This is a genomic window from Frankia casuarinae (assembly GCF_000013345.1).
Lineage (GTDB): Bacteria > Actinomycetota > Actinomycetes > Frankiales > Frankiaceae > Frankia > Frankia casuarinae.
Genome location: NC_007777.1, coordinates 2,590,587 through 2,602,248, shown reverse-complemented (window position 1 = coordinate 2,602,248; position 11,662 = coordinate 2,590,587). Strand labels below are relative to the sequence as shown.

The window sequence follows — 11,662 nt, the reverse complement described above, 5'->3', positions numbered from 1 at the left end:
CATCGTCACCTCGTCGGTCGGGGCTCGGCCGCCAGAAATCAGGAGCCGGGAATCAGGCCTTCGTCGCCGAGCAGTCCGCGGACCTCCGCCAGCCCGGTGTCGGCGCGCGGCAGCACCAGCTCCGATGGCTCCAGCTGGTCCGCCGGCACCGCGCGGCCGCGGGTCCGGACCCGTTCGAGCAGCCTCGTCAAGGCTTCCTGGAATGCCGGCTCGTCACCGGCCTCGACGGCCGTCAGCAGCACGTCATCCAGCTCGTTGAGGGCCTCCAGGTCGGTTGCGGGCAGGTCGAACTGGCCCTCACCCAGAATGCGCACGATCACGGCCGCTCCTCCGGTCGAGCGGCGTCGGCCGGCGGGCGGCCGCCAATCGCCCGCGCGGGCATGGCGCTTTTGATCTCGGCCAGATCCTGATCGATGTCGGCGGTCGCGGACAGCCGGTCCAGCTCGGCCTGGATGTCGCCGCGCGGGCCACCGGCCGCCGTCTCCAAGGCGCCGGAGGCGAGTAGTTCGTCGATCGCGCCGGCCCTGGCCTGCATCTGCTCGGTCCTGTCCTCGGCCCGCTGGATTGCCAGGCCGACGTCGCCCATCTCCTCGGAGACCCCCGCCAGCGCCTCGCCGATCTTCGTCTGCGCCTCCGCCGCGGTGTACGTCGCCTTCACGGTCTCCTTCCTGGTCCGGAACGCCTCGAGCTGGGCCGCCAGCCGCCGCGCCGCCAGCGTCAACCGGTCCTCCTCCGCTCGCAGCGACGCATGCTGCTCCCGCAGATCCTCCAACTGCGCGGCCACCCCGGCCCGGCGACCGAGGGCCTCCCTGGCCAGGTCGTCGCGGCCCGCGGCGACCGCTTGGCGGGCCTGTCCGGACAGCCGCTCGGCGGCCGCCCGTAGCTGTTCGACCTGGAGCTCCAGCCGCTTCCGGCTGGTAGCGACGTCCGCGACCCCGCGGCGGACCTGCGCCAGCAGCTCGAGCTGCCGAGCGTAGGAATAGTCGAGAACCTCACGCGGATCCTCGGCGCGGTCCAACATCCTGCTGGCCTTGGCCCGGAACACCAACGCCAGCCGCCTGCTCAGGCTCATCGACGCCTTCCCTCCCCCGATCCCGTCGGTCCCTCTCCGATCTCGCCGGTCAGCCGACGGTCAGCCAGCCCTGGTGAGATCCGTCGGGCCGGGCCGTTCACGCAACACGTCCAGGCGGCGGTGGTACTCCGCCTCATCGATCTCACCGCGGGCGTAACGCTCGGCGAGGATCCGCTCGGCCGACCGCTCGCCGGGCCGTTCGGTACCGGGCCGTTCGGTACCGGGCCGTTCGGTACCGGGCCGTTCCACTCCGGGCGGTTCGGCCGACGTACCCGGCCCGCCGCCGCGGCCCGCGCGCAGGAGAGCAACCAGTACCCCGATCACCAGCCCCCAGAAGACGACCATGCTGAACGACATCAGCAGCCAGCCGCCCCAGCCCCAGGTGTGCCCATCCCAGATCATCATCGTGATCTCCTTCGATCTCGATACCCTCGGCGGTTCGATATCATTGGCGGCCTGCCGCTCCTCGACCTTCGTTCCGAGGGGCGATGGAACGAGGGCCGTTCGTCCCGGACCTGGCCGACGACCGGCCTGTGCTGGGGGAATGCCCCTGGCGCCGCCGTCCACACGACCGGCGATGGTCTGACCCGTCCCGGGCGAACTGGGCCGCGGGGCACAGGCCGCGGGCAGAGGCGTACCGCGAGCGCCCCGGGTCCGGCGGCCACGATGGCCACATCGAGGGCGGCGAGCGCCGGGCGGATGCGTTCCTCGTACGTCGTGGCCGGGTTGTGCAACGGCAGATCCGGTGCCACCACCCGATGTCCCCGCGCCCGCAGTTGCGCTCCGAGGGGCTCCCAGCACGTGGCGTCGTGCCAGGCTCCGTGCAGCAGACAGAACAGAGCCACGACCCGTGGCTATCCAGCCGGTGGCTCGCGCGCGGGTCCCACGGTCCGCCTCACAACCCACGGTCCGCCTCACAACCCACGGTCGCCGCCTTTCTCGCGGCGTGCCGCACGCTTCCGGCAAACTACCGGACACGATGAGTCTGACCACGATCATTCCCCTTCTCACGACGGACCGGCTCGTCCTGCGGCCCATCCACAACGACGACGTCGCCGGCTACACCGAGATCTGGTCCGATCCCGAGTTCACCCGCTACTTCCACCGGCCGACCGACCCGGACGGCGTCTGGCATGCCCTGGCCGGCTGCATGGGCTGCTGGGTGCTGACCGGCGTAGGTCCGTGGTCGGTTGTCGAGAAGGCGAGCGGGCAGCTCGTCGGCCAGGCGGGGCTGTGGACCGAACCCGGCTGGCCGGGCATCGAGGCCGTCTGGTTCCTGCGCCGGGACCGCTGGGGGCGCGGCTATGCCACCGAGGCCGCCACCGCGGCACTGACCTGGGTGTTCGCCCAGCGCCCCGACCTCACCGAGGTCGTCTCGGTCATCGTCCCGGCCAACGCCGCGTCTGTCCGGGTCGCCGAACGCCTCGGCATGGCATACGTCCGCAGCGAGTTCCTCCACGACGAGGCCCATGCCGTCTACGCGGTCAGCCGGGCCGGCTGGGTCACCCCAACCACTCGACAGCAAGCTTACGGATAATCCGCGACGGACCTAGTCGTTAGGCTGCGGGCATGACCGCCATGGCACCCTCCCGCGCCGGACCAGACTTGTCGTTCCTGCTGGACCACGCCAGTCATGCCCTGCGGACCCGGATGGCGGCCGCGCTCGCCGAGATCGGTCTCACCGCACGCATGCACTGCGTGCTGGTGCATGCCCTGGAGGAGGAGCGCACCCAGATCCAGCTCGCCGAGATCGGCGACATGGACAAGACAACGATGGTGGTCACCGTGGACGCCTTGGAGAAGGCCGGCCTCGCCGAACGTCGGCCCTCCGCCAGGGACCGGCGGGCTCGGATCATCGCGGTCACCGAGGCGGGCGCGCGGATCGCCGCGCGGAGCCAGGAGATCGTCGATCGGGTCCATGAGGAGGCGTTGGCGGCGCTTCCCACCAAGGAGCGGGAGGTCTTCCTGCGGGCGATGAACCGCTTGATCGAGGGGCATCTGGCCGGACCAGCGAAGAGCCCTCAGCCGGTCCGGCGGGCCCGCCAGCGGGCTCAGTAGCCACGAGAGCCACGCCTTCCACCGCCGCCGCATCTTCCAGCTGATGATCGTTCAGGACGGCAGCGTCGTGACCGTGGCGACGCCGGCCATTCAGAGCGACCTGGGTTTCTCACGAGGGCAACTGCTCGGCAAGCGGCAAGGACGGCGACGAGAACAAGGGCAGCCGGGTCCCCAAGTAAACGCTTCCAGCTAGAGTTTTCCCCGATTGGGACGTAGCCACCGCGGCCGTCCACGCGGGCGCTGTAGTCGACGCCGTGGCCGGGAACCGGCTGATTCACACCGACCTTCATGCCCACTAGTTCATGATCAGAGAGGACCGTGTCTGGGTGGTCGACTGGGGCTGGCCGGCGCAGGGTGCCGGCTGGGTAGACGCCGCGTTCATGGTGATCCGTCTCATTGGCGCCGGACATACCCCCCAGCAGGCCGAGCAGTGGGCGGCGGGGCTGGACTGCTGGGCTGGCGGCACCGACGAGGACCGGACCGCCTTCGCCTGCCACGTGGCGGGACTGTGGAGCATGCGAGCGGCGCAGTCGGACAGCCTTGCCGCTCAGAACCGAGCCGCCCTGGCGCGTAGCTATGCCACGTGGCGCCTGACCTGACCACGACCTGTATGGCCATGATGATCCCGTGATCTCGGGTTCGAGGTCAGTGCATCTGAGCCCCAGCCGGCGGGGTTGACTCCAAACCCTCCGTCGGCTGGCCCTTGGGACCCCGGCGAAGCCCCGAGCATGCGGGCCTCGCTGGGGTCCCCTGCCACATCTGGGGTCATCGCAACTTTTCTCTACCCTGTAGATCAGGCGTTGCTACGACGTACTACTTGCGTACCTGATCGCCTTCAGAAGTCTGCTGCTGGCCGGACGGCTTAGCGACCTCATCAGCCGGCGGCGCATGTTCTTGTCCGGCACCGCGGTGTTCACCGCGGCCTCGGCTCTCGCGGGAGCGGCCGGCAGCCCCGCGATGCTGATCCTCGCGCGTTTCCTGCAGGGGATCGGCGGCGCGATGGCCGCCGCCGTCAGCCTGGGCATCCTGGGGACACTGTTCGCCGAGCCCGGGCAGCGGGCCAGGGCGATCGCCGTCTTCAGCTTCACCGGTGCCGCCGGTGCCTCGATCGGCCAGGTGCTCGGCGGCGTCCTCACCGACACCGCAAGCTGGCGCTGGATCTTCATCAACGTGCCGATCGGGGTCGCGACGCTCGCGGTCGCCCTGCCGGCGCTGCCGGCCACAACGAAACGGCCTTCCTGCCCGCTCGGCAACCACAGCACCGAGTAACGGTAATCGAACATAGGTTCGACATCCGAGGTGGGGTGATCTACGCTTGATCCATGACCGCCACCGATCCCGCCACCGATCCCGCCACCGATCCCGCCACCGATCCCGCCACCGATCCCGCCACCGGGCAGCATCGGGTGCTGTCCGGGTTGGTGGGGGTGGCCGGGCAGGTGGGTGGCCTGGTAGAGGCGCCGGTGTGGTCGTTGTCGGACGCCGAGTTGTACGGCGCCCTGGACGACTGTTCGGTGGAGCTGGCCCGCCTTGCCGCGGTGCGGCTCGCGCTGGCGCGGGAGGCTCATGGGCGGAACCTGGCCGCGCGGGAGGGCGCGGCCGGTACGGCAGCGTTGCTGCGGGAACGGCTGCGGATGCGTCCCGTTGACGCCCGGCGTCTGCTTGATCTCGCGATTGCCGTGGATGGCCCGCTGGCCGCGACCGGCGCTGCCCTGACCGCCGGTGTGATCACTGTAGAGCAAGCATGGGAGATCCACCTGGCGCTGCGTTCTCTGCCGCGTGGCCTCGGCGCCGAGGTGTATACCGCCGCGGAGGCTTCGCTGCTGGAGCTGGCCTGGATGTTCGACCCCGCGGAGCTGGCCCGTCTCGGCCGGCACCTGCGCGAACAGCTCACCCAGATCGATACCAGCCCCGGCGGCGACGGGCCCACCGACACCGGTCACCACAACGACCCGGACAGCCAGAGCGATGCGGGCGACCAGAGCGATGCGGGCGACCGGGACGGTAGGCCGGGTCCCGGTAGTGATCCTGCCGACCGGCGGGGTCTGTGGTTGACCGACCTGCCGGGCGGGACCACGCGGATCAGCGGCACCCTTGATGCCGAAGCCGCCGCCCTGCTGCGTTCGGCGTTGGATCCGCTGGCCGGACCCCGCCCCGGCGATGACGGCACCGCCGATCCGCGTTCCCCGGCGCGGCGGCGTGCCGACGCCTTCGTCGAGCTGTTCCACCGCGTGCTCGGTGCCGGCGTTCTGCCCGTGACCGGTGGGGTGCGCCCGCATCTGACGGTGACCGTGCCGTGGGCGGCGCTGCTCGGCCACGGCGGGCCTCCGGCCTCGACCGGCTGGGGTCAGCCGCTGCCGGCCGGTGTGCTGCGCCGCCTGGCCTGTGACGCCTCGGTCGGCCGGGTGCTGTTCGATGCGGCCAGCGTTCCGTTGGATGTCGGTCGTGCCTACCGGAGCGCACCGGCGGATCTGCGTCGCGCCGTCATCGCCCGCGATGTCTGCTGCGCATATCCGGGATGTGACCGCCCGTCGTCGTGGTGTGAAATTCACCATGTTCGTCATTGGATAGACGGCGGAGAAACCTCGCTCGACAATCTGGTCTTGCTGTGCGGATATCATCACCGGTTCGTGCACCACCAGGGTTGGACCGTCCGGCTCGGCCCCGACCGCCGGCCCGAGTTCCTTCCTCCACCCTGGATCGACCTGGCACGAAAACCCCGCCGCAACCCCTATTCACGACATACCGCCGACCTCCTACACACCGCGCCAGGCGGATAACCATCGCTTCGCCCTGGATTCAGGCGAGCAGCGAGACGAAAGCAGTGGCTCAGCCGACCGCAGCCGGCCACGGCCCAGATCATCAGTCCGCAGTCCGCCATCGAGACCACTGCCAATCGTGTCGTCACCCCTCCGCCACCCGCGCCCAGTCCCTGACGACCCACGAACCTCCCAAGGCCCACACTGCTTGGTAGGCACCCCGCCGGCAGGCACACCTTCCTGGAGAGCCGATGACGCCCGACATCGCCGTGGCCCGCGGGCTACTCGCAGCCCAGCCCTTCAGTCGACTGCTCGGCGCCCGGCTCAGTCGCTTCGAGGCGGGGGTGGCCGAGCTGACCATCCCGCTCGGAGATCATCTACGCCAGCAGCACGGCGCCGCGCACGGCGGGGCGCTGAGCTATGCCGCCGACACTGCCCTCACCTTCGCCGCCGGCAGCGTCGCGGGGGACGCCGTCCTGACCTCCGAGATGAAGATCAACTATCTCCGGGGGGCGCGGGGCGACGAGCTCATCGCCCGTGCCGAGGTCGTCCACGCCGGCTCCACTCTGGTTACCGTGCGCTGCGAGGTCTTCGACCGCGGCGGAGACAGGGACGGGGAACGGCTCTGCGCCGTCGCGCTCGGCACCGTCGCGCGCCGCTGACCACCAGCACACCCCTCGTGACGACCAAGCTTCCGTACGACCAAGCTTCGTAGGCTCGAAGGGGCGTACGGCCGAGCCCCCCGGAGGTGCACACGGCCAGCAGCGTGGCGACGGCGGACCGGCCGATGCGCTCGCACGCGCGCCGCAACCGCGAGCGGATCCTCGAGGTGGCCCGGGGCGCCTTCGCCGGCAGCGACAGGGACATCTCCCTCAACGAGGTCGCCAGGCAGGCGGAGGTCGGGATCGGCACGCTCTTCCGGCACTTTCCCAACCGGGACGCGCTGCTCGAGGCGCTGCCGCACGACCGGACCGCCGCGCTACTCGACGAGGTGGACCGGCTGCTGGACGCCCCGGACGCGGGCGCGGCGCTGTTCGGTTGGCTCGACAAACTGATTGCGCACATCGCGACCTACCGGGGGGGTGGCCGCCAGGCTGCTCACCATGGTGCGCGACGAGGAGACGGGGCTGCACGCGTCCTGCTACTCCCTCGAGCAGGCGACGCTGGCATTCCTCGTCCGGGCCCAGCGGGCCGGCGACGTCCGGTCGGACGTGCGGGTCGAGGAGGTGATCTCTCTCGTGACCGCCATCGGCTGGATCCGGGAACAGGCGCCGGAGCGGGCGGACCACGCTCGACCCCTGCTCTCGATCATGACCGATGGCCTGCGGGTTCAGTCCCGGCCGACGACCGATGACACCCCGGGATCTTATAAAACGGAGCACCACCCCGGTACGGGATCATAGACGACGGATCACGACGGATCACGACGGATCACGACGGATCACCCGGGGGAGGCGGTGCCATGGGCGGCGCGGGCGTGATCGTGGATCGTGTCGAGCGGGCTGTCGATCTTCTGCGGTTGGTCGCTCGTGCTCGGGCCACGGACGGACAGACGGGTAAGAGCGGCCCGTGCGGGAACTGGTACTCCGAAGGATGTGTATCCGCAGACCCCGATGAAGGGAGCCGATCAGATGACCACGACAGCCGAGACCGGGAACGTCACCGGCACGAAGGACGCCCAGTACGACCTGCTGTGGTTCACGGAGCGGTGTCTGAGCAACGCGCTGCGGCTGGAGACCTACATCGGCGACGCCGAGCGCGACGACGACCAGGAGCTGGCTAGCTTGTTCCGCCGGGCGCAGAACGAAAGCCGCAAGGGCGCCGAGGAGGGCAAGCAATTGCTGCGCAACCGGCTCTGACCCGGCCCCTCTCACCTCCTCCGGTGGCTCCGGTTCCCCCGGTGCCCGGCCGCGGAGACGACCGACCGGCGTACGGTCCGCAGTGTCTTGCCGGTCGGTCGCCACGATCGCCGAGTGCGGTCTCGCAGGTTTCCCCACACGGGTGCCCTGGACATCATCCCCGGTCAACCCCAACCGAAACCCACGATGGCGCTACATACTGTAAGTAGGTCAGGTGACGGGCGGATCAGGGTGACTGGCGGATCGGTTCGCGTGAGCGGAGCGCGCGAGGTGGCGCCAGACCAGGGCGGGTCAGACCGTGTCGAAGTCGGCCACGAGGAGGTCGGCTACGACGACGTGGCCGTTGCGCAGCGATTGGCGGTGCCGAACCGGCACCGCCAATCGCCGGGCGAGCGTGAGCAGGTCGTCGTCGCGGCGGACGGTGAAGCCGTGGGCGGCGAGCATCCGACGCATCGCGGCGGGGGTCCATGCCGAGCGGTTGGGTTCGCGGGCCATGGGATCGGGGCGCCGTGACACAATAGTCAGCACCCGTCCCGCCAGCCGGCCGAGAAGCGCCGAGAGCGCCGGCGCGTGGTAATGAACGATCAGGCGGCTTCCCGGGGTCGAGCGCCCCGCCACGACCCGGGTCGTGGCGGCGACTTGGCCACGGGTGAGGTAGGGTACGACACCCTCCCAGATCCAGACCGTCGGCACCGTCGGCCGATGCCCCACCGACGTCAGGGCCGCGTCGAGGTCGTCACGGCTGAAGTCCACCGGCGCAAAGCGCGGTGCCGTTCCCGGCGGCCCCGCGTCCCCGAGCCGATCCGCGTCCCCGAGCCGGTCGAGCTTGTCCCGCTGGGACGCCGGATGATCGACCTCGAATACGGCGACGCCGGCGAGCTCCGGCATCCGCCAGGGCCGTCCGTCCAGGCCCGCGCCGAGAACCACCAGTTGCTCCGCCCGCCGCACCTCCCGATCGCCGTCGGCCCCACCGACGGCCTCCCGGAGGGCCTCGTCGATGGCGACGGTACGCGGCACCATCACCTCACCGCAGGCCCGCACCATCTCAAACTCAAGCCGCGCCCCCCACCCCCGCGGCGGGACACCACCGCGCACCCACTCGACAACGCCCCGTTCGTCGGCGCGCAGAAACATCATCGCTGTCGGATCGTCGAACCGGTCGACAGCGATGCGCCCGTGCGCGACGGCCCGCCCCTGGCACACCAGCACCGCGGTCCGGCTCGCACCCCCGTGACCGCCCATGGGCCGATGTCCCCGCACTCTTCCACGATTGCATGCCACTACCGCAGGGGCACCCACAGGCAAGAAGGTGATCATCGGCCCGTCGCGCTCGCCATCGGCGGCCATGCCCGGGTGAGCGTGCTGGAAGCCGTGCACATCCACCTCGGCCTCCACCTCGGCCTCCACCTCGGCCTCCACCTCGGCCTCGAGGTCCCCGTCCCGCGCGCCCCACAACCGCAGGCCGTTCACCGAAAGTGTCGATGGTTGCGGTGAAGCAGGCGGCAGCGTGAATCGCGTGCACGACAACGCTGCCTCCGTACCCACTACAGTAGGCCGTCCATTGCCAATACACCCTGGTCACAGGGGGCGCGCCAGCATGCCCACCGAAGAGACCCACACCGGGTCCGGATGGCAGGATCACTCCAGGAGACCGTCGGCGTTCTCCCACCGTTACATTCGTCGTTCCCGTCCCGCGCACCGTCTCCCCGGAAAGGGGCCAACACCCTGATGGCCGAGCAGTCCCCCCGTCGCAGCATCGAGTCCTGGGCGCACGACCTGCCCGTGAGCTTCGTGGAATGCCGCACCATGGGACACCGCTGGCAGCCCCACAGCGCCACCTGGGACCGTGAGGCCCGCGCCTACCACGTCATCCACGCCTGCGACCGCTGCCGCACCCAGCGCAAAGCCTGGTGGACCCGCAACGGCGAGGTCACCGCCGCCGGCTACACCTATCCCGAGGGCTACCTCACCCGCGACGTCGGCTATGTCGGAGCCGACGGCCGCGGTGTCCTGCGCACCGAGTACCTCACCCGCATGTTCAACACGACCACCCGGCGTGCCAACGCGAACGGCCACGGGGACGCGGCACCGGAGTCCTGAACGAGACCCGGCCGACAACCCCGAAAGCTGCGACAAACTCGTCCAGGCCGGCCGACGAGAGCATGACCCCATCCTCCCGCCGCACGGACCCGGGCGGCGGACCCGGTGGCCTCCACCGGGTCCGCCACTGGCGGCGGCCGGCGGGGCGTGTCGCGGGGCATGTTCCACCTGGTTACCGTCGGAGACGGTGGGCAGGCATCCGACATGATGCGTGCCCCGAAAACCGGTGTCCTGGCCCGCCTGACCAACACGGCGCGCCAGGAACAGAGCGAGTACGCGGGCAACGAGCCCCGCCCGCTGCGCAGCTATCTTGCCACCCTGTCGGCGTATGGCGGGTTGTGCGCGGCTCTCGGGCTGATCGGCCGGGTGTCCGGTGCGGTCCTGCCCGAGCGGTTCGCGGTCTCCGACCTGGTTCTCGTCACGATCGCCACGCACAAGCTGAGCCGCATTCTCACCAAGGACCCGGTGACGAGCCCGCTGCGCGCCCCCTTCACCCGCTTCCGCGGCACCGCGGGACCGGCGGAACTCGCCGAGGAGGTCCGCGAGCATCCCCCGGCCCGGCACAGCGTGGGTGAGCTACTCACTTGCCCGTTCTGCACCGCGCAGTGGATGGCCACCGGCTTCGTCTTCGGCCTGGTCGTCGCGCCTCGGCCGACGCGGCTCGCCGCATCCGTCTTCACGGTGGTCACCGGCTCCGACCTACTTCAACTCGTCTACGCGAACGCGCAACAACGGGCCACCAGGGGCTGACCATTCCCGCCCGGGTGGTGGGTGTTGCACCCAGATCACGGGAACTGGCGGCGCAGTGATGATGTGTGACGTGCGTACGCGCATGCGCACGCCCGTACATCTGCGCGTGCATACTCCAGAAGAATTGGGTCCGGTCCCATCGTGAGAGCCGGCTGCACGTGCAGACGTTTGAACCCCGCGGTGCCCGGCGAGAGACCAAGGGCCATGGCGGACAACCTGCGCGAACTCCCTCGCTGGACCGCCGACCGCGAAGGCCTGGAACGGGTCCGAAGAACTCAAATCATCAAAGCATCGCCGAACGGCGGTCCGTGTGTCACGTCTCAGCCGGCGCTCGTGTTGAAATAGGCACGGAAGAGGGGCCCGAGGCGCCAAGCTGTTCATCTGGAGCGCCGTGGCGAGAGTATGGACAGAAACTTACCGAATGTCACCGTAAGACGCAGAGGCGGCACCGATAGTGATACCGATGGTTCTCGCCGGTCGACCTTCGTCCGCCATGGCCGCCGTGGGTGGCTCCGGACAAGCTGCGTGAAGAGGGGTGCGTGATGGAGTCCTCGGCTGACCAGTCGAGCTGGTCGGACGTGTGGTCGCATATTCCGGCCGCGAATCCGCAGCAATCCGGCCCGCTATGGGCGTTGGCGGTCCTCATCGGACCGGATCGGGCGGTGGAAGGTGTCGTCGGATTCTTCGTGACACCGGCCGAGGCGAACCGGCACGCCCGGGCGGGGGGCTACGAGAGCTGGCTGGTGATTCCGGCGCTGGACCTGCACGGGGCGGGTGGGCCGGTAGCGGTCCTGTGACCGGTGGACCGCCCGATCGCGGCGTCGGCCCGAGCCCCCGCGGAAGCCCTTCTTCGGGAGAGGGCACACTGGTATTCCGACGTACCGCTCCTCCACTCCTCCACTCCTCCGCTACCCCCGCTACCCCGCTACCCCCGCATGCGGCGATGCGACACCCACGGCACCGACGACAGATCGACCACAGGCCCATCGACCACAGGCCGGAAGCGGCCATGAACCCCTCTCCGACCATGGGCTCTCCCCGGACTCCTCCTCCCCCGGGTGCCC

Annotated in this window: 14 protein-coding genes and 2 pseudogenes; 12 read left to right on the top strand and 4 right to left on the bottom strand. The window is 70.0% G+C overall.

Annotated elements, in window-relative coordinates; genetic code table 11:
• Positions 1-38 precede the first annotated feature (38 nt).
• From FRANCCI3_RS11195 to FRANCCI3_RS11185, 3 genes are read right to left on the bottom strand one after another with little or no spacing between them, the layout of a single operon-like run.
• On the bottom strand, positions 39-320 hold the full coding sequence (locus tag FRANCCI3_RS11195) for a PspA-associated protein PspAA (protein ID WP_011436643.1): 282 nt from the start codon (positions 318-320) through the stop codon (positions 39-41).
• Entirely contained in the window at positions 317-1,072 is a 756-nt protein-coding gene (locus tag FRANCCI3_RS11190) for a PspA/IM30 family protein (RefSeq protein WP_011436642.1), read from the bottom strand. The genes FRANCCI3_RS11195 and FRANCCI3_RS11190 overlap by 4 nt, the downstream gene beginning before the upstream one ends.
• Before the next feature lie 60 nt (positions 1,073-1,132).
• Positions 1,133-1,477 carry an SHOCT domain-containing protein gene (locus tag FRANCCI3_RS11185; protein ID WP_011436641.1) on the bottom strand — a complete coding sequence of 115 codons (345 nt, stop codon included), beginning with the start codon at positions 1,475-1,477 and terminating at the stop codon, positions 1,133-1,135.
• Positions 1,478-2,051: 574 nt separating this feature from the next.
• On the opposite strand from FRANCCI3_RS11185, the gene FRANCCI3_RS11180 reads away from it, so the two are divergent.
• The 9 genes and pseudogenes from FRANCCI3_RS11180 to FRANCCI3_RS11145 all read left to right on the top strand — a co-directional run bounded on the left by FRANCCI3_RS11180 (position 2,052) and on the right by FRANCCI3_RS11145 (position 7,748).
• A complete protein-coding gene (locus tag FRANCCI3_RS11180) occupies positions 2,052-2,609 on the top strand; it encodes a GNAT family N-acetyltransferase (protein ID WP_011436640.1) in 558 nt (185 codons plus the stop codon).
• A 32-nt stretch (positions 2,610-2,641) separates the two neighbouring features.
• Positions 2,642-3,130 (top strand): MarR family winged helix-turn-helix transcriptional regulator, encoded by a 489-nt coding sequence (locus FRANCCI3_RS11175; RefSeq protein ID WP_011436639.1) that lies wholly within the window; start codon positions 2,642-2,644, stop codon positions 3,128-3,130.
• Between the two features lie 302 nt (positions 3,131-3,432).
• Positions 3,433-3,729 (top strand): hypothetical protein, encoded by a 297-nt coding sequence (locus FRANCCI3_RS11170; protein WP_011435493.1) that lies wholly within the window; start codon positions 3,433-3,435, stop codon positions 3,727-3,729.
• Positions 3,730-3,940: 211 nt separating this feature from the next.
• A pseudogene (locus FRANCCI3_RS11165) lies at positions 3,941-4,351 on the top strand (MFS transporter); the annotation flags it as partial.
• A 101-nt stretch (positions 4,352-4,452) separates the two neighbouring features.
• Positions 4,453-5,910: an HNH endonuclease signature motif containing protein gene (locus FRANCCI3_RS11160; protein WP_011436637.1), complete on the top strand. Its 1,458-nt coding sequence runs from the start codon at positions 4,453-4,455 to the stop codon at positions 5,908-5,910.
• Positions 5,911-6,140: 230 nt separating this feature from the next.
• On the top strand, positions 6,141-6,551 hold the full coding sequence (locus tag FRANCCI3_RS11155) for a PaaI family thioesterase (RefSeq protein WP_011436636.1): 411 nt from the start codon (positions 6,141-6,143) through the stop codon (positions 6,549-6,551).
• Positions 6,552-6,676: 125 nt separating this feature from the next.
• Positions 6,677-6,787, top strand: a pseudogene (locus FRANCCI3_RS28040) (TetR/AcrR family transcriptional regulator); the annotation flags it as partial.
• A gap of 184 nt (positions 6,788-6,971) precedes the next feature.
• Positions 6,972-7,292 carry a hypothetical protein gene (locus FRANCCI3_RS28035; RefSeq protein ID WP_063579163.1) on the top strand — a complete coding sequence of 107 codons (321 nt, stop codon included), beginning with the start codon at positions 6,972-6,974 and terminating at the stop codon, positions 7,290-7,292.
• A gap of 228 nt (positions 7,293-7,520) precedes the next feature.
• Positions 7,521-7,748, top strand: a complete 228-nt coding sequence (locus FRANCCI3_RS11145) for a hypothetical protein (protein WP_023841463.1) — start codon at positions 7,521-7,523, stop codon at positions 7,746-7,748.
• 291 nt (positions 7,749-8,039) lie between these two features.
• On the opposite strand, the gene FRANCCI3_RS11140 is transcribed toward FRANCCI3_RS11145, so the two are convergent.
• Entirely contained in the window at positions 8,040-8,990 is a 951-nt protein-coding gene (locus tag FRANCCI3_RS11140) for a class I SAM-dependent methyltransferase (RefSeq protein ID WP_035958661.1), read from the bottom strand.
• A 486-nt stretch (positions 8,991-9,476) separates the two neighbouring features.
• Between FRANCCI3_RS11140 and FRANCCI3_RS11135 the strand changes: the two genes are divergently transcribed.
• From FRANCCI3_RS11135 to FRANCCI3_RS11125, 3 genes are all read left to right on the top strand, one after another.
• Positions 9,477-9,848, top strand: coding sequence for a hypothetical protein (locus tag FRANCCI3_RS11135; RefSeq protein ID WP_023841461.1), 372 nt, complete (start codon positions 9,477-9,479; stop codon positions 9,846-9,848).
• 204 nt (positions 9,849-10,052) lie between these two features.
• Positions 10,053-10,598, top strand: coding sequence for a DUF1360 domain-containing protein (locus FRANCCI3_RS11130; protein ID WP_035733351.1), 546 nt, complete (start codon positions 10,053-10,055; stop codon positions 10,596-10,598).
• A 542-nt stretch (positions 10,599-11,140) separates the two neighbouring features.
• Positions 11,141-11,395 (top strand): hypothetical protein, encoded by a 255-nt coding sequence (locus FRANCCI3_RS11125; protein WP_011436631.1) that lies wholly within the window; start codon positions 11,141-11,143, stop codon positions 11,393-11,395.
• The last annotated feature ends 267 nt before the right edge of the window (positions 11,396-11,662 follow it).